A 20,990-nucleotide genomic window follows, 5' to 3' on the forward strand; every position below is an offset into this window, starting at 1 on the left:
AGGTGCTACGATCCGTATACATATAAGTGTCTGTTCGGCCCTGCATCGAAGAAAAAAAAGGCCACTAAACGCTGATCTTGTAGACAGGGGTGTAAATTCTAAGTTTTATGTTTTAGTCCGCTTATAGGGGGTAAAGCAGACCAAGTCAGAGGCGGCTTAAAACTTCCGAAGTTGACCCGGAGCGAACATTCTGATTGTTGATTGTTGGCATCACGAGCAACTGATATGATAATAACTGCGCGCAACTCTATTTTGCATTTTTTATCACTTTTCTTATTTGCAAGGCAAGGTTATCAATGTCACGAAACAAGATACTTGCTGTGTTAAGCGGCGTTCTTTTGATTGTAATTGTAGCCGTCTATGGAAGAGGGCCTTCATTTGGCTTTGGAGATAACTGGGATCGTAAAAACTGGCCAGTTGAGTTTCAGACAAATGGCGAGCGAATTTATTTTACCGGCACAAGTTCCTCAGGCATACAGATAAGCGCAAACGGTGGCGGTATGCATATGCAGATGCATGGCGGCGGTTGCGTCACCTGTCATGGTGCTGACCGACAAGGTCGACGACTCATGCCGAATTTCTGGACAGTCGCTCCTCCGCTAACCGCGGCTGCATTGTTCAAGGGACACGATGACAGTTTGAATGAGGATGGCCATGGGGAGCATGAAAGCTACGATGATACCTCTCTACAGCGGGCCATCACCAAGGGCGTTGACCCCAGTGGAGAACAGCTTGATAGGGAGATGCCGCGTTGGACCATAGCTGCGCAGGATATTGCGGACCTCATAGGGTTTCTCAAGAGTCCAGTTCGCACCTCCAACGCACCGTTACAGTGATCATTGGAGGCCAGGTGTCCCGATGGTCCAATTCTTGATATTTGAAGCGCTCGTTATTTCTGCTTATGGCTTTCAGCGGCTGTTAGCGACAACCCCATTTAATGTCAGCTATGTGGGAGTTGAGCAGACATTATTGGCGCAAAATTCAGTTTGTCCAAATCGACTTCCGGTTTTAGGGGGTGGAGCGGACGTGCAATGACACCGGCGAAAACTTCCGAACCTAACCCTAAGCAGACCTTTATCTGACTGGGAAATATCCCAATAGGGAATATTGGATTGAAGTTTCTGAGGACGGTGAGAACGTGGCTTTTAAGCGTAACGCTCGGAAGAGTATTGCGCTGGAAATGAACGAAGCCATCTCCCGAGAAATAAAATCGTCGAAGTAATTAGAAGCTTTCTATTTTACCAGATTTAACCCAAGCTTTGTATGAGGTTTCAGTCCAGGACCATAAAATTCTAGCAAAGGTGTTTGTCGGTACATCTTCATTCGCTGCTTCGGTAGCGATTGGTGCAACGACAATATTATCTTGGCTAACAAGTATATCTTCGATGTGGTCTTTGTTATTTTTTGTTTCTTCTTTCATTAAAGTGCTCATGGCTTTCTCCGTAAAATAGTGATTAACGATGACGGAGATATAAGCTTATTACAGTATAACGGTAGCTCTATATTCGTTCACCAGCCATGCAGTAATAGCGGGGCTTCTATCATAAATCTGTAACGTTTATTGAAGACACTGAAAGAACCGCCTGATGTCATCGGGCTTTCTAAAAGTTTGGCTGTGGGTTTTATCAGCATTGTGCCAATTTCGGGCGATCAGGCATCTCGGGCGTATGCTGATCAAAGGCCGTCCTAGGGCGTAGTATGAACGGCGTTCGTCCTGCCTACGTTCTACATCAAACCTACGATCTAATTCCCTGCGGTCTTCCTTAGTCATGTAGCAGTTAATCCTCTCATGGACCTGGCTTTTCAACCAATTTATCAACGAACCCATGAACATAAGGGACATAGGCCATATCAGTTTGAAGTATATGATCCTTCAGCCAATAGGTAAGGAAATCCAGGAAATCTGCCATGTCAAATGACTCTGGCGGTCATCGATGATCCCATTTAATGTCGGCTTACAGAGGGAAGAGCGGACATTAGACGTCCGCTTATTCGTCATGATGCCTGCTTGTAGGGGGGCAGGCCAAGTCCAAGGTGCCAGAAAAATTCTCAAACCTGACTCATGGAGACATTACGCTAGTCAGGTGGAGAATTCCTAAGCAGGACTGATGCCTTGGGTGAAATGTCTTGTCTGCAGCTGCTTTTTATCTAACAAATCACGCCATTATCCTGCCTTTGCACTTCAGTTCAAAAAATACGTTTTTTACCCCAATTTGAAAACTCGCACATGACAGTTTTGATTTTTATGTGATCCAATAAAATGAAATTAATTGTTTATTATCAATAAGTTATAACGTTTACAAGAATCAGAACAAATCATGAACATGCAAAATTATCAGGTCTAATTTTCTAGCAACTTTTTTTTGGAACAAAGTTGCTAGACCTAGCAAGTCGAGCACCATTTGGGTGCTTTATAAGCCTTTGATTTTAAGGAAGAAAAAAAGCTGTTTTTAGGGTTTTCGCAGTTTTCTGCGGTTCCGGGTAGTATACTACCTGGGAAAAATGCTAAAAAACGCTGTATTTAGAGTGATTTTAAATTGGCTGGGGCGGGAGGATTCGAACCTCCGAATGCCGGCATCAAAAGCCGGTGCCTTAGGCCACTTGGCTACGCCCCATAAAGGCCGAATGAGATAATCAGTATAACAATATCCTTCGGCGGGGCGAAACATAAGGCGAAATGGGTCCCCCTGCAACCACATATAACCGCATTAAGTCCCGGCGAACGGATTTCCGGGATTGAATTCCAAAGGGGCCGCTTTCACCCACCAACCTGGCTGGGCTTTACCTAGGGTTTTGGCCGCCTGAGCAGCCGAATCTATCCCTTGAAAAAGACCGAAGCACGTGCCGCCACTTCCCGACATCCGGGTCAGAAGAACCCCCGGCAGGGACGCCACTTCATCGAGAACGTTTCCGACCTGCGGTTCCAACCGCCGGGCGGCATCGGCCAAGTCGTTGGTTCGTGTGGAGAGGAGTTCGGCTAAATGTGCCGCATCGCGGACCGGCCCTTCGAATCGGCCCTCCGACTTAAAGGCTCCTGTCCGTTCTTTAAACACTGCTGGTGTGGAAACAGGTTTCAAGGGATTGACCAAGACCAGCGCGGCCTCAGGCATCTTCGGCGCATCGGCGAAATCTTCGCCAATACCGCCGACAAATAAGGCCCGACCCTTAACGCACATAGGAACATCAGCGCCTAGTGTTAGGCCCAGTTTAGCTAAGTCGTTTTCGCTTAAACTAAGGCCCCAAAGTTTTGAGAGGGCAGATAATGTCGCTGCCGCGTCCGCTGAGCCACCGCCAATTCCTGATGCCACCGGCAGATTTTTATCGAGGATGATTTTCGCGCCCTCAATGATTCCTGCATGATTGGCCAGCAGGTAGGCTGCCTTGAGGACGAGATTATCAGGGCCGGCCGGAATCTGATCCGCAAAAGGTCCTTCGGTGGTGAGGGTGATTTCAGTCGATGGCCCAACCGTTACGACATCGCCCAAGCCGGGAAATACGACCAGGGTATCCAACAGATGATATCCGTCGTCACGACGCCCGGTTACATGAAGATAAAGGTTAACTTTAGCCGGGGCCGCGACTGTGACTGAACCATCAGCCCCCATTGGCGGCCTTGGCCTTAGCCTTGGCTTGGGCAGCGTCTTTTAATCCCACTTTCAGCTTGTTCTTGATTTGCACCTCAAGCTCGGGTTTGGGATTTAGCCCGAGCACGCGCTGCCATTGGAATTTGGCTTCCCGGTACCGACCAACACGCCAAAACGCGTCACCTAAATGATCGTTGATAATGGGGTCGGCCGGCAGCAGTTCAACGGCACGGTCAAGTTCTTTCACTGCGCGTTCGTACTTGCCAACTTTGTAGTAGACCCATCCTAAACTATCCGCGATATAGCCATCGCTTGGCCGCAGTTCCACAGCCTTCACAATCATTTTCTGGGCCCGTTCCAGGTTTTGCCCACGATCAACCCAGGAATATCCTAAATAGTTCAGTACCAGCGGCTGTTCGGCGTTGAGTTCAAGGGCTTTCAAAAAATCACCTTCCGCGCGGGGCCACTGCTTCGATTGTTCCAATGAAATCCCACGCGCATAAAACAAAGACCAATGGCGGTTCTCTGGGGTTTTTACTTTCACCAAAGCCTGATCGTAGGCGACAATGGCTTCAACATGGCGTTCACGCGACCGAAGAATATCGCCAAGTGCGATCGACGGTGCAGGGTCGCTGGGTCTCAGGGTGGTCATCTTGCGCAACTGCTTTACCGCATCGTCGGTTTTATCCAATCGATCCAGATTAGAAGCCATTTGCATTTGCACCGACCATGCAAACTGGGATTTAGGATTAATCTCGGCATAAATTCCGTTGGCTTTCTCGTAGCGCCGCATGCGTTCAAGGATATTCGCGATCTGAATCTGCAAAACCGGGAAATTAGGGCGCAGATGCAGGGAAAGTCGGCTGAAAATAAGTGCGGATTCGATCACCCGCTGGTTTTGCAGCAACCCAGCTAAATTGAACAGCGATTCGGATGCGCCCGCCGCAGGGTCAGGGACATTTGCGATTGGCTTTTTACCCGTGTCCAAACGCTTCAGTAAATTTGCGACCAAATTATTCCTGGGTCGCGCTTTCATGAAGTTCTGATAAAACTTTTTCGCGTCTTCTGTTTTTCCGTTTCGTTCTAAAAAGGATCCGAAAAGCTCAACCATCCGGAACGATACGCGACGCATATTCTTGGTCGCCTCTTTAAAGGCGGCCTCAGCTTCTTTTGTTGCGCCGAACACTTCGTTTACAAGCGCGACCTGAATTTTAAAAATCGCTCCCTCGCCAATTTTCGCCGAGACTGGTTTCAGGGCGGCCAAGGCTTTATCTCTGTCTTTAAGGCCTGCGTAGGCCCAGGCTTTCAGCAATGGAACGATAAAGCTGTCGAGGTTCTTTCCTTGCAGAGACGACAATCGAGCTTCTGCTTCTTTGTAGTGGCCTAGCTTAATTTCCTCAACCGCGAGGGTGTAGTTGGCAATTGATGATTTTTCATCAATTTTAATCAAACGCCGGGCCAGTCCCACAGCCTTTTCCATATGGCCTTCCGCGAGATTATAAACGAAGGCTCGGTTCAACAGGCGTGGATTATTTGGGGCCTGTTCTAAGGCCGCATCCAAGAACAAAGCAGCGCCGACGTCGTCGCGGATCGCTTGGGCGTGACGACCGGCAATATAATTGCCCCACAGAGTCTGACCTGGGCTTAAAACTGCCGGCTCAGAAGGTGGTGCCGTCTCGGCGACTTGGTCGGACGCGCACGCGGTTGGGAGCGCGAGCACTAGAAGTACTGCTGCAGCCCGACGCATGCCGGATGACATTCTGGAATTTTGTTGATTTCGGCGATTAAATTTTAGCTGCACGGTGACCTTCTATTAGCGAAAGAATACCCAGGAACAAAAAATACCAAGGAACAATGTAAGATTAGTTTAAATGAACCACTCCGTGCCACCCTAATCCGAATTATTTTGCTACATATTGGGATAATTCGGTCCGCCGCCGCCTTCTGGCGTTGTCCAAACGATATTTTGCGTCGGGTCCTTAATGTCGCAGGCTTTACAGTGGAGACAATTCTGGTTGTTAATTTGCAACTGCTTTTCATTGCCATCCTCTACAAATTCGTAAACACCTGCCGGACAAAACCGCTGTTCCGGGCCATCGAAGTCAGCCAAATTTACCCGTAGCGGCACATCGTCATCCCGAAGCGTCAGGTGGCAGGGCTGATTTTCCTCGTGATTGGTATTGGAGATAAACACCGACGAAAGCTTATCGAACGAAATTTCGCCGTCGGGTTTAGGGTAGTCGATCTTTTCACACTCACTGGCTTTCTTGAGCGCTGAATGATCCGCATGCTGGCGCATTGTCCAAGGGGCCCGACCTCCAAATAAATACGTATCCACGGCTGAATAAGCCAGGGCACCCCACATGCCCCACCGAAACGACGGGCGAATGTTTCGAACCCGATACAATTCGTTCCAGATCCAAGAGTCTTTGACCGCCTGGGGATAGCTGTCGAGTTGATCAGAAGACCGGTCCGCCGCCACGGCTTCGAAGGCGGCTTCCGCGGCAAGCATGCCGGACTTCATCGCCGTGTGGGTTCCTTTGATCTTGGCAACGTTCAGAAATCCGGCGCCATCGCCCATCAACGCGCCGCCTGGGAAAACCAAGCCCGGCATCGATTGAAACCCACCTTCGCTCAGGGTTCGGGCGCCATAGGATATTCGGCGACCGCCTTCGAAGATAGTACGAATAGCAGGATGGGTTTTGAAGCGCTGCATTTCATCATAGGGGCTGAGGTGGGGATTTTGATAATCAAGACCCACAACGAAGCCAACGGCGACTTGATTGTCAGCCAAATGATACAGGAATGACCCGCCGTAAGTCTTGCTGTCCAGGGGCCAGCCAATGGTATGAAGAATCTGCCCCGGAGTATGTTTTTCGGGTTCAACTTCCCAGAGTTCCTTAATGCCGAGGCCATAGGTTTGTGGGTCACAGTCCTGGCGAAGATTGAATTTTTCGAACAAGGTTTGAGTTAGTGACCCGCGGCAGCCTTCCGAAAACAAAGTGTACTTGGCGTGCAATTCCATGCCCGGTTCATGATTATCCCCAGGCGTGCCGTCCTTGTTAAGTCCCATGTCGCCGGTCGCAATTCCCTTCACACTTCCGTCGTCATGGTACAGAACTTCAGCCGCCGCGAAGCCGGGATAAATTTCAACGCCCAGGGCCTCCGCTTGTTCCGCCAACCAGCGGCATAGATTACCGAGGCTGATGATATAATTTCCATGGTTGTTCATTTGTGGTGGGGTCAGCAGGCGGACGGCTTTATTTTTCGTTAGCATAACGAAACGATCATCTGTTGCCGGGGTATCAAGGGGCGCGCCGCGGTCTTTCCAATCCGGAATAAGCTCATTGAGCGCCCGCGGCTCCAACACCGCACCGGACAGGATATGAGCGCCAATTTCGCTGCCTTTCTCGACAACACAGACAGAGATCTCTCGGTCTTGTTCGGACCCAAGTTGCGCCAACCTAATTGCCGCCGAAAGGCCTGAGGGGCCACCGCCGACAATCACCACGTCGAATTCCATTGAGTCACGTTCCATGGGGTCTCCTAATCTAATAATAAGGCGTGAGTCTAGAATCTGCCTTGTGGCACATCAAGGTCCAGCCAAAAAAACAGTCAAAAACTTGACGATTAAGGTTGTTTTTGGTGCACCGCTTTCAATTTAGCCGTAATCTATGGAACATAATTTTAATCCCATTCCAATGGGGCGGGGAAATTTATGGTTCTTGTTATGGCATTTAGGCGAATATTTGCGGTGATGATCGTTGCGGCGTGCGCGGCAATTCTTGGCCCTGGCGACGCTTTGGCCGACCCGGCATTTATTGAGAATATGAAAAAGGCGAAGGCTGATGATGCCCGCGCCCAATATAAGGTGGGCTTGGCCTATGCTTATGGTCGGGGTGCTGAAAAAAATGCTGACGAGGCCATGTACTGGTATTGCAAGGCAGCGGTTCAAGGAAACGCGATCGCGCAATATAATTATGGCTACGCCTTTCACTGGGGGAAGAATGCTCCGCAAAACCTGAAGGAAGCGGCCAAGTGGTTCCATTTATCTGCGAACCAGGGGCACGTCGCGCCGATGTACTATTTGGCGACCTATTATCAAAATGGCTCGGACGCTGACGGGGGGGTGCCAAAAGATCTCATTGAATCTTATAAATGGCTTCATGTGTCCTTGGAGCGCGCAAAGGCCAGCAAACTCAGGAAAACCATATCGAGCCTTAAGAATAAGGTCTCAGATGAAATTTCACTGATCGATTCTGGCAAGGCACGGTACCGGATTTGGAAATGGGTTCCGCAAAAAAGCGCCAAGGTCGGCGATGAAAAAATTTGTGAACAGCGCCCTTGGCTAAAAGCGTCTGCCAAACCGGCGGACGCAAAAACTCAGGCAAAAATGATGGCTGCCATGGCGGCGTTCCCCGCCCCGACGGGTGCGCCAAAACCTAAAGCCAAAATGGCGAAGAAAAAAGATGACCCAGTAAAAGCGGTTCATGACTTGGTTGCTAAACAGGAATTCGTAAAAGCCGCTAAGCGCGCCGACTTGATGGCGAACAGAGGCAACCCCAAGGCCCAAATTCTGCTGGCGAAAATGTATCTTTCCGGCCAAGGAATTTTCCAAAATGAGTCGATGGCCTGGCACTGGAACATGAAGGCTGCCCTAAAAAAGGAACCGGAGGGCCAATACCAAGTCGGCACCATGTTTGAAAAAGGCCAAGGCGTCCCGACAAACATCGTGGATGCGGTCAAATGGTATGAGGCCGCTGCCAAACAGGGCCATCTGGCGGCACAAATAAGTCTCGGTAAGATTTATGCCGGGTGGCAATCGGCTTACCAAATGGATGTCCTTAGGGCTAGAAAGTGGCTGCTATTGGCGACGGGGCAGGGGAGCGTAAAAGCGGCAGCGCTGCTGGACAAATTGGAAGCAACCTATATGTCTGAGCCCGAGCCTGCCCCACGCTTAGAGCCCACTGCCCAATCTCCGAATCACCCTGTTGGTCAAACCGTAGATCAATCTTCCAAGCCTGCTCCTAAAAAACCGAAGTCAAAAATGGCGAGAAAGGCCGGGGCTCCGACACCGACGGATGTTCCACAGAAAAAAGGGATTCCTTCTCTGCCAACCTCGGAAATAGCTAAATCCATGCCAGCCCCTCCCAGAAAGGCGGCTGAGCCCCAACTCGATCCACCGAAGACTGAAGAAGAACGCCTGCGCCGGGCCATGAAAAAAATGTTGGAAACGACGGCGACCAAAGGCAACAAGGTCAATTTTAAAGGCAAGATTCGGGTGTTGAAACAGGTTGCTGGAACATTTCTGGTCATCATTCCCAGCCTCAGTGTTGACCGCCATGATGGCTCCAATATTTTGTTCCCGCCGTTCAGGGCCGATGTCAGCCTGGAAACCAAGCAGGGTAAGAAGGGTGAAGATGTTACATCAGCCTATCACCTTGCCGTTACGCTGCCGAAGAATATTCGCCTCAAAGGAAAAGGCAGCAATAAGGAATTCCCCCTGGAATTTGAGCAAAAGCGTTTTAACCTGACCTGGGTTTTAGAACATTCGACATTTTCAAAGGTCGATATGGAAATCGTTGACCTAAGGATGAACGACCCCTGGGAAAACATCACGATCAACGTGGGCCGCATCATCAACAAGGTCTCATTGAAAGAAAGTAAACCCGGTATATTCAACGGTCCGTCCACGTTCGAAATGACAGAGATCTCCGGCAGTCGGAAGAAGAACAAAGCCCAGGGCAGAGACGACCAAGGCGTTCGGATTGAGAAAATACTTTTCAACACAAAGATCGCCAACTTCGATTCCGCTGGAATACAAGCGCTTATGGAACGTTTGGTTTCACCATCGGTTCTAGTCAAAAAAGACATCGCCACGCCCACAAAAATCAAAGCTAGCGGGCCACCGCCCACGGCGACGTTTAAGGGCCAGATAAAGAATTTTGTCGTTACTGACAGCCAGAAACAACCAAAGGGGTCGGTGTCAACGCTATCGCTCAACGGCGGGCTCAACTTGGATGACGTTGAAGGATCGGTTTCTTTTTCATATGCGCACAAGAATTTAAAATATCGCGATGCCGTTGGCGATCAAAAGACGTTCCTGCCGATTGACGCGAGTTTTGGTCTGAAGATCACGCGTCTGCCCGTTGCCGAAATTCAAGAAATGTTACTTGGTCTGTTTAGCGGCGGTGGCGGTGGAAATTCCGCGATATTGCTGGGCACTACGGCTGGTATGCACATGCATCCCCTTCTGGAAACAGCGGGCAGCATCATCGCCCTACATCTCCAATTCGATGCGCCTGAGACCGGGGTGACGTTTGACGGTTCAATGACTCCCAACGGGGCCGCTAGATACAAAGCCACCGGCAAAATGAACATCGCCATTCGGGGTCTGGAAGTGTTGCTGAAATGGGCTGAGGACCATCCGGAAAAAGCTGAGGCGGCAAAAGTTTGGCTGGCACTTGCTGAGCACTCTAAAAAAAGTACCAATGCCCAGGGTGCGCCGATCGATTCGTTTCACATCGATTTCCGTCAAAAAGGCTATGCGACCGTAAACGGTAAGGAACTCACCGAGTTGGGCCGCAAGAAAACTAACTCGCAAGATTCTTTGGCGAAATAGGCACCAGCGACGTGAACAAAGACGTGAACCAACAAGAATCTCTCTCCCTTGAAGCAGTCCTCACGTGGCACTTGGAAGCAGGCGTTGATGAGACGGTTGGCGAGGATGCCCAAAACAGGTTCGCCGAAAAGCCACCTGCGCCTGTCGTGCCAGAAGTCGAGACATCTCAGATACCTGGTGCGAAACAATCCACATCCAGTGTTCCATCAGTCAATGGCGATGCGGCGGTGCAGAGCGCCTATACCCTCGCCGCCGCGGCGAACACAGTTGCCGAACTGCGTGATGCGCTGGAAAGTTTCGACGGATGCCCGCTCAAGAAGACTGCGACCAATCTGGTTTTCGGCGATGGCAGTGACGCCGCCCGCGTTGTTTTTATTGGCGAAGGGCCGGGAGCGGAAGAAGACCGCCAAGGTATTCCCTTCGTTGGTCCGAGTGGTAAGCTGCTAGACCGGATGTTGGCCTCGATCAATGTCCAGCGTTCAGATGTTTACATCTCCAACACTGTTTTCTGGCGGCCCCCAGGAAACCGCAGCCCCACGACCCAAGAAATTGCCGCTTGTATGCCATTTGTGGAGCGCCTGATTGAAATTATTGATCCGGATATTCTGGTCACTGTCGGTGGCCCAGCAGCGGTATCTTTATTAGGAGAAACCCAGGGTGTCGGCCGCTTAAGAGGAAAATGGTTCAGCTATTCGACGGCGCGATTGCCGGCCCCTATCCAAGCGACGGCTCTCTTTCATCCGGCCTACTTGCTGCGTACCCCAGCAAGAAAACGCGAAGCGTGGCGGGACATGTTGGCAATTAAGGCGAAGTTGATATCTGATTGAAATCGAATTTAACGTGGCTAACTTTGCAAAAGTTATCCACCGACCCTGCGGTTGAGCAAACGCGGTGAATGAATTATATACCTTTGGTCGGGACGATTAGGGGTCTTAAATTATTTTGATGGTCATCCGCAGTCTACTCAAATCGATAACGGTCCTTGTGGCCCTCAGTTTGTTTGCTCCGGGTCTGTTTGCTCACGCGAACGCTACGGATCAGGTAGAACCGCCGTTGCCCACCCCGCTGTCGTCGAGCGATGCGGCACTCTATCAAAAAATATTTAGTCTCCAGGAAACCGGGCAGTGGAAGCGGGCGGACAAGTTGGTCAAGCGGCTTGGCGATCCATTGTTGATGGGGCACGTGCTTTCGCAACGGTATTTGCATCCCACCAAATATCGTTCTCAGTATAAAGAACTCAAAGATTGGATGGCTAAATATGCGGACCATCCTCGCGCCAGACAGCTCTATAAGTTGGCGTTGCGGCGTAAGCCCGCGCGCTGGCGGGGTCCAAAATCGCCCTATCGGTGGGCCATCATGGGCATATCAGGTGGGTCTGTGAAAGCCATGCCGAAACCGCCCCGCAAACGACTGAGCAGCAGCCAACGTCGCCAAGCGGCACAACTAAAGCGCCGCATCCGTTGGCACCTTCGCAAAGGTTGGACGAAGGCGGTTAAGCAGACCCTTCAATCAACTGAGGCTCGGCGCTTGTTCTCAACAGTCGATATGGATTGGGCCCGTGCCCGCTTGGGTGGCGGATATTTTGCTGCCGGTCGGGACGAATGGGCAATCAAGTGGGCGGGGCCAGCGGCGAAGCGATCAGGACGTTACCTTCCGCAAGCGCATTGGACGGTGGCGATGGCATCGTGGCGGATGCATCGATACAGCGATGCTGCCAAACATTTTGAAGCCGTTGCCAAGCGTGATAATTCACCCTGGGTGATTTCCGCTGCTGCTTTTTGGGCGGCACGCGCGCATTTGGTCAACCGCCATCCAGAACGCATAACGCCGTTGCTTGAAATTGCCGCTGGGTATGGCCGTACGTTTTACGGCATGCTGGCCCGGCGAATGTTGGGACTGGTCAATGATTTCCGTTGGGAGACTCCGGACCTGAAGCCAGCGACGATCAATGCGTTGTTAAAATCAGCCGCGGGTCGACGCTCCTTGGCCCTGGTTCAAATTGGCGAGGTGCGTCGTGCTGAGCGGGAGCTCCGTAATTTATCTGGTCGCGCTAATTCTGCTCTGGCCCATGGTCTTCTCGCGGTCGCGAGCCGGACCAATATGCCGGCGCTGGCTGTTCGGCTTGATTCCCGACTTTTCCCGGGCGGCGGAGGATATGATGGGGCCTCCTATCCGGCACCGCATTGGACACCGCCGGGTGGCTTTCGTGTTGATAAGGCGTTGATATTTGCCCTAATCCGCCAAGAATCACGCTTTAACCCGCGTGCGAAAAGCAGCGCCGGCGCGCGCGGGCTCATGCAACTAATGCCCCGAACAGCGGGGTTTGTTGCCAAGGACCGACGGTTTCGGCGCGGCAAAAAACGTAGAGAGTTATTCCAGCCTTCGACAAATCTCGCCTTGGGTCAGCGTTACATCGAAATCCTTTTAGATGATTCTAATATTGGTAGCGATTTGTTCTACCTCGCGACGGCCTGGAACGGGGGCCCGGGCAATCTGCGAAAATGGCGTCGGACCATCAAACATATGGATGATCCGCTGTTCTTTATTGAAAGCATTCCGTCACGCGAAACGCGAAACTTTATTGAACGGGTTTTGACCAATTTGTGGATTTACCGCGACCGCATGAAGCAGACATCACCATCCCTGGACGCTATTGCTGCAGGCGCTTGGCCGGTCTATACCTCGCTGGATCGTACCGATGTCGAGGTGGCTCAAACCCATGAACTTAAAAACTGAACGCGAATTTCAATCGATTAATATCGCCGTGATGACCGTGTCCGACACACGCTCATTGGATGATGACCGATCCGGCCAAACCTTGGTGGATCGGATCGAAAAAGCCGGGCACAAGGTTGTAGCCCGTGAAATTGTCAAAGACGAAACCGTCGATATAGTTGCTCAGCTTAAAATCTGGATCGCCAGTTCGAATATAGACGTGGTTATTTCCACCGGCGGCACGGGCGTCACCGGTCGGGATGTGACGCCGGAGGCATTTGCCGAAGTTTATGAAAAAGAAATCCCGGGCTTTGGCGAGCTCTTTCGCTGGGTTAGTTTTCAAAAAATCAAAACCTCGACCATCCAATCTCGCGCAACCGCAGGTATAGCGGATGGCACGTACCTGTTCGCACTGCCCGGATCGCCGGGTGCCTGCAAGGACGCTTGGGACGAAATCCTCGTCCATCAATTGGATATTCGCTACACCCCTTGTAACTTCGTTGAGATGATGCCGCGGCTCAAAGAGCATTTGACTTAAGGTTCTTTACGGTTCTGCCAGCGGGCGAATGAAGCGCCATCGTCAACGTCCTCGAGAGTGTCCAAAAGAGCAACCTTCCGTCCTGAAGGAACGTTCGCCAGTGTGTCGGCAAGGGCGTGTTCCGTGCTCCAGCGCACGTTGTTGAAGAGATCAATCACCAGAGGTCGTCGTTTTTGGCCGACGAGCCAGTAGCCGCCATCGGTTGCAGGACCGAATACACACTCATGCGAGCCAAGTGCGTCGAAGGCTTGGCTAATATGGTCGACACTTATATCTGGGATGTCCGTCCCAATGATCACCACAGGCCCTGACGGCATTCCGTGCATGACTCGTCCCATACGGTGACCCAGGTCGCCGTCACCCTGTCCAATGCAGTGCCACTTATTTTTTGCGAGAGAAGGTGAATTGACGGCATGGTCTGGAGCAATTGCGATCCAACAATGCCAGCGACCCTGGCCTTCCAATCGCCGAAAAACTTTAGCGAGGGTTTGCCGATAAAAGATCCAAGCAGGAACTTTGCCAATGTCGGCGGCCAAACGGGACTTCACGCGGCCGATGCGCGGTTCCTTTGCGAACACCACCAAGTGGCCTTTCAAGCTCATGCATACACCTTGGCAATTATTCGGGGAGGCACACCTAGGAAATAAAGCGCCAAGCAAAACCCATTACGGACCATGCGCTGGGGATATCCGTTGCGCCGATAACGATCCGCAGATGTCACTGCATCGGCTTCCAGTGCCACGAGGTTTCGCCGTCCAATGCGTCGGACAAACTCCACGTCCTCCATCAACGGTAGGGGGTAAAATCCTCCCAACTGAGTGTAAAATTCTTGGCCCATCAGAAGCCCTTGATCCCCGTAAGGCAGGCCGAGAGCCCGACTTCTCCAAGCAACAATTCTTTCAAGTCGCCGTGCCCACGGATCGCCATCGTCCAGCCTAAAATTGAAATATCCAGTCCTGTTCGCGGATTTAGAAGATGCCATGAAATCCGTTGCCGCCTTGGACCAATTGGGACCTAAAATCGTATCTGCATGCAGGAACATCAACCATCCCCCTTTCGCCGCCGTGGCCCCAGCCGAAAGTTGTCCGCCCCGCCCAGATGGGGCTGTTAGAACGCGTGCTCCCAACGATTTAGCAAGCTCTACAGTCCCATCCGTACTACCGCCATCGACGACAAGAATTTCAGTGGTCATGCCACGATCCTCGATGGAGGCGACTGTTGCCGACAATCCCTTTGCCGCATTTAACGTCGGTATAATAATGCTAAGCACGATTCCTGATCTCTCGTTTAAGGCGGTTTCTCAATAGCATATGCAGGCCGTTAAACACAGCCATAGAGATGTATATTCGTTCTTGAAATGTTCTTATCTAATGCGGTATCCTTGGTGCCATGGTTGACCATTTGCCTGCAATGCCAAGAAAAGGCCGAGGCGCTGTCGCCAATGCCACTGGCCGATACGAAAGCGAGCAGCGTTATGCTGTGGACGATGGCTGGCAACTGCCGGAAGACAACTCACTCCCGGTTTTGAAAACAACCGTCGGCATTGATGCCGCGAAGAGCATTATTTCTCGTAATTCATCGCCTGATCTTCCCTTCGATCAGTCAATCAATCCCTACAAAGGATGCGAACACGGCTGCATTTATTGTTATGCTCGACCAACCCATGCCTATTTAGGATTGTCACCCGGGTTGGATTTTGAAACTCGGTTGTTCGCCAAACCAAATGCACCAGATCTCTTAAAAAAGGAACTTAGGAAGCCGAGCTATCAATGCAAATCCATCATGCTCGGTGCCAACACCGACCCGTATCAGCCCATTGAGCGGGACCATAAAATTACCCGAGATATCCTCAAAGTTCTGTCCGACTTCAACCACCCAGTTTCGATAACGACCAAGTCGGACCTCGTGCTTCGCGATTTGGATATTCTCACTGACATGGCGGCCCGGAATTTGGTTTCGGTCGCGGTGTCTGTGACCACCCTAGATGGCAAACTGGCACGGGCGATGGAGCCCCGTGCACCGCGACCGGACAAACGCTTGGCTGCTCTTGAGGGGTTAAACGCAAATGGAATTCCAACAACGGTACTGGCCTCACCGATGATCCCGTTTTTGAATGATTGGGAATTAGAAAGGATATTGGAGGCATCATCAAACGCGGGAGCCGAGGCGGCACACTATATCTTGCTCCGGTTGCCGTTGGAACTTCGCGAAATGTTTGCCGAATGGTTAGAGACACATACGCCTGGAAAGGCTAACCATGTTCTTAACCAGCTGCGGGAAAGCCGAAACGGGACCCTGTATATTTCTGATTTTTCCACCCGAATGCAGGGCACGGGCACCCATGCAGACTTACTGGCAAAAAGGTTTCGACTCGCGTCAAAACGCCATGGTCTAAACAGTGCAAAAGACGGGAAATACGACCTGGATACATCGCGTTTCATCGTGCCGCCCGACGTTGGCGATCAACTTGAATTACTTTAGATTAATACCAATTAGGTATAAGCCGAATGGCTTCTTGAAAGTATTATAATTCTGCGGAAGGATGAGAGCACCTGCCCTGGAATAAGCGATTAGAAGTTTGCGAAAGAAACACGACACAGCGGATCAACGAAAAATCAGCCCTTCCGGTCCTGAAACTGGGCAGAGCAGTGACTTCTTTCGACTTCTTATTGAAACCTCAAATCAAGGAATTCTGGTTCATCGCGACAATAAAGCTCTATATGCCAATGCGGCGCTCGCCAAAATTTACGGTTACAAGTCGCCTGCGGAAATTTTGGCATTGGAGTCTACTCTCGTATTTTTCCCCGAAAACGACCGAAGCTATAGAAATGGTCAGCATGGCAAACGACTTCGTAGAGATGGTTCTGAAGTTGAAGAAATCTCTGAGGGGCTAAAAAAAAACGGTGATGTCATTTGGGTCGCGCGCCGGTCTTTCACGATTGATTGGGAAGGCGGCACGGCGGTGTGTTCTGCCCGGTCTGATGTTACCGATCAGGTTAATGCTGAAAATGCGGCCCGAGAAAGTGGCGAACAGTATAGGGCGCTGGTCGATAATTCAGCTGATGCGATCTATATTCATATCGATGGCGAGTTCGTTTTTGCCAACCCAGCGGCCGTAAAAATGTTTGGTTTCAGTTCGGCAGAAGACCTTATTGGCCAAGACCTTTTCAAACGTATTCACCCAGACGATAGAGCTATTATCGAGAAGCGTGGCAAGTCAGTCGTTAAAAATAAAAATTCCGTTGAACTCTTGGAGCAAAGAATTCTGACCGAGGACGGTCGAACCGTTGATGTAGAGGCCAGCGCAAGCTTTGTGATGTATAAAGGGTCGCCTGCTAACCTTGTAATAAGTCGCGATATTACGAGTCGGAAATTGACCGAGGCGGCGCTGAAACGCTCTGAGGAGAGATTCCAAAACGCCATTGAAAATCTTAATGACGGCTTCGCTTTGTTTGATGAAGAGGACCGATTGGTCTTTTGTAATGACGAATACAAAGTCCTTCACGAACACATTGGCGATATTCTGGAACCCGGCATTCCAATTGAAACGATGGCGCGCGAAGGGGTTAAACGCGGTGCCATCGCCGATGCCAAGGGACGGGAAGAGGAATATATTCAGGAAAGATTATCTCAACATAAGAACCCATCCAAGGGAGCCGTAATTAGAACGTATCAAAACGGAAAATTTATCGTCAGCATGCGCGAAAGTCGCACGCCGGATGGTGAGTACGTCACGGTACAAACCGATATTACGGAACAGGTTAAAACTGAGAATTTACTCCATGAAGCGGTGGAAAGTATTCCAGATGGCTTTGCGTTGTACGACGACGATGATCGGTTGGTTCTTTTTAACAAAAATTTTCTTCGAGGACGCCCTGAATTAGGGGGAATTCTGAAACTTGGCATCCGATTTGAGGATCTCGCCCACAGTGACGAAAAAAGAGGTGTGAGAGCGAAGTATATTGGCACAGAAAAAATGCCTGTGGAGGAAAGGATTGCCCGCCACAAGAACCCGAAAGGTCCGATGATTGAACCTCAGCCGGATGGGCGGGTCTTGCAGGTTGAAGAAGTAAAGACCCCAGGTGGCGGCATTGCGGTCATTCGGACAGATATCACGGAACAAATCAAAGCCGAAAGGCTTCTCAAGGAGGCTGTGGATAGCATCCCTGAAGGTTTTGCGCTGTATGATCATGAAGATAAGCTGGTTCTATTTAACGAAAATTATCTTAAGTACCGACCTGAACTTGGAGATGTCTTAGAACTGGGGTCAACATTTGAAGAAATTCTTAGGAATAACGAAAGTTCAGGTAGTCGGGCCAATTATTTGGGTGTCGACAGAATGTCAATTAGCGAACGGATCGCGCGCCATAAAAACCCGAGGGGACCTATTATTGAACCTCAACCAGATGGCCGAACTTTGCAAATTACGGAGGTGAAAACATCGCGCGGAGGCACCGCCGTCATTCGAATTGATGTTACGGATCAAGTGCAAGCCAGTGAAAGACTAAAAATTGCAGTCGATAGTTTACCGGATGGCTTTGCGCTCTACGATAAAGACGACCATTTGGTACTATTTAACGACAATTACATCAAGGAAAGACCGGAAATCGCCGAAATACTGAAAATCGGCATGACGTTTGAAGAATTCGCAAGGCTTAGGGAGGATACAGGCGTCCGTGAGCACCATATGGGCCCAAATAGGATATCGGTCGAAGAACGAATTGCACGCCATCGTAATCCGCAGGAACCAGTAATTGCCCCCCTGGCGGACGGTCGCGTGCAGCAAATCCAAGAAGTAAGGACCGCAGAGGGTGGGATTGCGGTTATCCGCACGGACGTAACGGCGTTGGTGAAAGCGGAGGAGGCACTGCGTGAAAACGAAGAACTTTACCGCACACTCGTCGATTTTTCTCCTAATGCAATCTATTTCCATAAAGATCGGATTATTGTCTACGCCAATCCTGCTGCGGTGAAAATCTTCGGTCTGTCATCCCATGATGAAGTTATCGGAAGGTCCGCTTTCGCCCACGTTCCAGAGGGTTTGGAGGAAATTGTCAAACTGCGCATGGAACATATTTTGGAGACGGGTGAAACCGCCGGAATGGTCGACCAAAAATACGTTCAACAAGACGGAACCATTATAGACGTAGAAGCCCAGGGGACATTGATCAGTTATCGCGGCGAGCCGGCGATCATGGTCATGGCCCGCAATATAACTGAACGCAAACGCGCCGAAGAAGCCCTACGCAAAAATGAAGAACGTTTCCGTGGCGCGATTGAAGCGCTTCAGGAAGGCTTTGCCCTATTCGATGCTGATGATCGGTTGGTTATTTTTAATGAAGAGTATAAACGTCTGCACCCCGTTATTGCGGATATGTTGGTGCCCGGTGTCTCGTACGAAGAAATGCTCCGCGCCAATATAGCGGGCGGGTTTGTAATCCAAGCCGTAGGCCGGGAAGACGACTACATTCAAGACCGCCTAGAACATCATCGGAACCCGAGAGGTCCTCTATTACGCGAATTAGCTGATGGAACTTGGTACATCATCACCGAAAGCCGGACCCCAGAAGGCGGTATCGTTGAAGCTCAAACCGATATTACTGAACTAAAACAAGCCCAAACTGACTTACAAAAAGCCCACGATAGCCTCGAAAATCGCGTTCAAGAACGAACTCAAACACTTAGTCATGAGGTTACGGAACGCAAGCGGACAGAAGAAGCTTTGCGCCAGAGCGAAACCCGTGTGGGCGAGGCGCACAGCCGACTCGTAGATGCCATCGAAAGTTTTAGAGATGGTTTTTTACTTTTTGACAAAGAAGACCGCATGATTATTTGCAACGAGAGCTTTCGTCAGGAAGCCCAAGATGTGGTGGATATTCTGAAACCCGGTTTGACGTTCGAGGAACTGTTAAGGACACGAGTTGTCCGCCTTTCGAAAATAAGCGGGGGACAACGCGATGAAGCCTGGATACAAGATAGATTGGAACACCACCGAAATCCCAAGGGTGCCTTCGAATGGGTAACCTTGGATGGTACGTATATCCACCTTCAAGAATTTAAAACCCAGGAAGGCGGCACCCTGCTGATCCGCCAGGACATTACCGAGCGCCGGGTGGCGGAGCAGGCCCTCATGGCGGCGAAGGCGGAAGCCGATAGCGCCAATCAGGCAAAATCAGAATTTTTATCGTCCATGAGCCACGAACTTCGCACGCCGATGAATGCAATCTTGGGGTTCAGCCAGCTTATGCAATCGATCCCCAACGAACCGTTAAACGATAAGCAGTCCCAATATGTCGATCATATCCTGCGGAGTGGCGAGCACTTACTTGACTTAATCAACCAGGTTCTTGACTTCGCTAAAATCGAATCAGGCATGACGGTACTCACATTTCAGAATACCCAGCCGGGCGAGGTCATTATCGAAAGCTTGGCCCTGATCGAAACCCGTGCCGACGAACGAGATATTGAAGTTAAGAACGAAACCGCAGACGCAGACATACACAACGTATGGACGGATCAAACCAGATTGAAACAGATCTTACTGAATTTGTTATCAAACGCTGTGAAATACAATCGGCGGTCAGGTCGGGTGACGGTTCGGTGTGAGGATCGTCCAAACTATATGGTACGCATTAGTGTCCAAGACACCGGGCGGGGCATACCAGACTCACTTCAAGAGCAAGTTTTTCAACCTTTTAATCGACTCGGAGCAGAGGCTGGCGAAGTTGAGGGAACAGGGATCGGATTGACCATTACCAAACAGCTTGTCGTTCAATTGGGGGGACAAATTGGCTTTGAAAGTACGGTCGATGAGGGCAGCACCTTCTGGATTGAACTGCCAATGACCAATAAAGAGGTGTCGGAAATTACGCCTGAGCAGCCCCAACCCGTGAACCCGGACCAGCCGTCAAATGTGTCTGAAGGATCGCAGACCATCCTTTATGTGGAAGATAATCCGGCAAATTTACAGCTGATGAATGAAATTATTAGCAAGGTGCCCGGATTGGAATTGGTATCGGCATATACGGGGGAAATAGGCGTCAATTTGGCCCATGAGCAAAAACCAGACTTGATCCTGATGGATATTAATCTTCCCGGGATTGATGGTTTTGAGGCGCTACAACTCCTCAAACAGAATAAAAATACTCAAAATATTCCTGTCATAGCCCTAACAGCTGATGTTTTGCGACAAGATGTGAAAAAGGGTTTGAAGGCCGGTTTTCATGGATTTCTCGCCAAACCGATTAAAATAGATGATTTTCTTTTGACCATTCATTCGGTTCTAAATACGGCAGAATAGGTCAGCCTCTTTACCAGAAAATTATCTTTCCCGATTAAAAATAACCCTAAAATTTAACGATAAGACATTGAAAATATTGATAAATATATGGCGCGCCCGGGAAGACTCGAACTCCCAACCTCCTGATTCGTAGTCAGAATATTTATAATTAGCTATAGCGCGCATGGCGCGTATGGTGTATCTTTAATACTATAGATTCAAAGGGTTTAGGGGATTCACACCACGCCATGC

General features: G+C 50.3%; 14 protein-coding genes and 1 tRNA gene. 7 read left to right on the forward strand and 8 right to left on the reverse strand.

Annotated features, from left to right (window positions below; all coding sequences use genetic code 11):
• Window positions 1–296 precede the first annotated feature (296 nt).
• A complete protein-coding gene (locus HOM51_08795) occupies window positions 297–836 on the forward strand; it encodes a c-type cytochrome (protein ID MBT5034607.1) in 540 nt (179 codons plus the stop codon).
• 386 nt (window positions 837–1,222) lie between these two features.
• Here HOM51_08795 and HOM51_08800 read toward each other — a convergent pair whose 3' ends face one another.
• The 6 genes from HOM51_08800 to HOM51_08825 all read right to left on the reverse strand — a co-directional run bounded on the left by HOM51_08800 (window position 1,223) and on the right by HOM51_08825 (window position 7,122).
• A complete protein-coding gene (locus HOM51_08800; protein MBT5034608.1) occupies window positions 1,223–1,432 on the reverse strand; it encodes a hypothetical protein in 210 nt (69 codons plus the stop codon).
• A gap of 126 nt (window positions 1,433–1,558) precedes the next feature.
• Window positions 1,559–1,771 carry a hypothetical protein gene (locus HOM51_08805; GenBank protein ID MBT5034609.1) on the reverse strand — a complete coding sequence of 71 codons (213 nt, stop codon included), beginning with the start codon at window positions 1,769–1,771 and terminating at the stop codon, window positions 1,559–1,561.
• Between the two features lie 767 nt (window positions 1,772–2,538).
• Window positions 2,539–2,615, reverse strand: a tRNA-Gln gene (locus HOM51_08810).
• Between the two features lie 93 nt (window positions 2,616–2,708).
• Window positions 2,709–3,605: a 4-(cytidine 5'-diphospho)-2-C-methyl-D-erythritol kinase gene (locus HOM51_08815; GenBank protein ID MBT5034610.1), complete on the reverse strand. Its 897-nt coding sequence runs from the start codon at window positions 3,603–3,605 to the stop codon at window positions 2,709–2,711.
• Window positions 3,595–5,385 (reverse strand): tetratricopeptide repeat protein, encoded by a 1,791-nt coding sequence (locus HOM51_08820; GenBank protein MBT5034611.1) that lies wholly within the window; start codon window positions 5,383–5,385, stop codon window positions 3,595–3,597. Before HOM51_08820 ends, HOM51_08815 begins: the two co-directional genes overlap by 11 nt.
• Window positions 5,386–5,493: 108 nt before the next feature.
• Entirely contained in the window at window positions 5,494–7,122 is a 1,629-nt protein-coding gene (locus HOM51_08825; protein ID MBT5034612.1) for an electron transfer flavoprotein-ubiquinone oxidoreductase, read from the reverse strand.
• Between the two features lie 180 nt (window positions 7,123–7,302).
• On the opposite strand from HOM51_08825, the gene HOM51_08830 reads away from it, so the two are divergent.
• From HOM51_08830 to moaB, 4 genes are all read left to right on the forward strand, one after another.
• Window positions 7,303–10,206, forward strand: a complete 2,904-nt coding sequence (locus HOM51_08830) for a sel1 repeat family protein (protein ID MBT5034613.1) — start codon at window positions 7,303–7,305, stop codon at window positions 10,204–10,206.
• Complete coding sequence (locus HOM51_08835; GenBank protein MBT5034614.1) at window positions 10,203–11,033, forward strand: uracil-DNA glycosylase; 831 nt, start codon at window positions 10,203–10,205, stop codon at window positions 11,031–11,033. The genes HOM51_08830 and HOM51_08835 overlap by 4 nt, the downstream gene beginning before the upstream one ends.
• A 118-nt stretch (window positions 11,034–11,151) precedes the next feature.
• The gene (locus HOM51_08840; GenBank protein ID MBT5034615.1) at window positions 11,152–12,942 is read left to right on the forward strand and encodes a lytic transglycosylase domain-containing protein; all 1,791 of its coding nucleotides are present in this window, start codon (window positions 11,152–11,154) and stop codon (window positions 12,940–12,942) included.
• A complete protein-coding gene (gene moaB / locus HOM51_08845; GenBank protein MBT5034616.1) occupies window positions 12,926–13,459 on the forward strand; it encodes a molybdenum cofactor biosynthesis protein B in 534 nt (177 codons plus the stop codon). The genes HOM51_08840 and moaB overlap by 17 nt, the downstream gene beginning before the upstream one ends.
• Here moaB and HOM51_08850 read toward each other — a convergent pair.
• Window positions 13,456–14,061, reverse strand: a complete 606-nt coding sequence (locus HOM51_08850; protein MBT5034617.1) for a glycosyltransferase — start codon at window positions 14,059–14,061, stop codon at window positions 13,456–13,458. The genes moaB and HOM51_08850 overlap by 4 nt on opposite strands.
• Window positions 14,058–14,732, reverse strand: a complete 675-nt coding sequence (locus HOM51_08855) for a glycosyltransferase family 2 protein (protein MBT5034618.1) — start codon at window positions 14,730–14,732, stop codon at window positions 14,058–14,060. The genes HOM51_08850 and HOM51_08855 overlap by 4 nt, the downstream gene beginning before the upstream one ends.
• A 116-nt stretch (window positions 14,733–14,848) precedes the next feature.
• On the opposite strand from HOM51_08855, the gene HOM51_08860 reads away from it, so the two are divergent.
• Together HOM51_08860 and HOM51_08865 are read left to right on the forward strand one after the other, a co-directional pair.
• Window positions 14,849–15,940: a PA0069 family radical SAM protein gene (locus tag HOM51_08860; GenBank protein ID MBT5034619.1), complete on the forward strand. Its 1,092-nt coding sequence runs from the start codon at window positions 14,849–14,851 to the stop codon at window positions 15,938–15,940.
• Window positions 15,941–16,037: 97 nt separating this feature from the next.
• The gene (locus tag HOM51_08865) at window positions 16,038–20,759 is read left to right on the forward strand and encodes a PAS domain S-box protein (protein MBT5034620.1); all 4,722 of its coding nucleotides are present in this window, start codon (window positions 16,038–16,040) and stop codon (window positions 20,757–20,759) included.
• Window positions 20,760–20,990: the final 231 nt, after the last annotated feature.

The sequence above is a fragment of the Rhodospirillaceae bacterium genome (assembly GCA_018660465.1).
Lineage (GTDB): Bacteria > Pseudomonadota > Alphaproteobacteria > Rhodospirillales > JABJKH01 > JABJKH01.

Bases quoted from the DNA above. Each gene is read 5' to 3' on its own strand.
- HOM51_08795 (MBT5034607.1), top strand. From the start codon at position 297: ATGTCACGAAACAAGATACTTGCTGTGTTAAGCGGCGTTCTTTTGATT.
- HOM51_08800 (MBT5034608.1), bottom strand. From the start codon at position 1,432: ATGAGCACTTTAATGAAAGAAGAAACAAAAAATAACAAAGACCACATC.
- HOM51_08805 (MBT5034609.1), bottom strand. From the start codon at position 1,771: ATGACTAAGGAAGACCGCAGGGAATTAGATCGTAGGTTTGATGTAGAA.
- HOM51_08815 (MBT5034610.1), bottom strand. From the start codon at position 3,605: ATGGGGGCTGATGGTTCAGTCACAGTCGCGGCCCCGGCTAAAGTTAAC.
- HOM51_08825 (MBT5034612.1), bottom strand. From the start codon at position 7,122: ATGGAACGTGACTCAATGGAATTCGACGTGGTGATTGTCGGCGGTGGC.
- HOM51_08830 (MBT5034613.1), top strand. From the start codon at position 7,303: ATGGTTCTTGTTATGGCATTTAGGCGAATATTTGCGGTGATGATCGTT.
- HOM51_08840 (MBT5034615.1), top strand. From the start codon at position 11,152: ATGGTCATCCGCAGTCTACTCAAATCGATAACGGTCCTTGTGGCCCTC.
- moaB (MBT5034616.1), top strand. From the start codon at position 12,926: ATGAACTTAAAAACTGAACGCGAATTTCAATCGATTAATATCGCCGTG.
- HOM51_08850 (MBT5034617.1), bottom strand. From the start codon at position 14,061: ATGAGCTTGAAAGGCCACTTGGTGGTGTTCGCAAAGGAACCGCGCATC.
- HOM51_08860 (MBT5034619.1), top strand. From the start codon at position 14,849: ATGGTTGACCATTTGCCTGCAATGCCAAGAAAAGGCCGAGGCGCTGTC.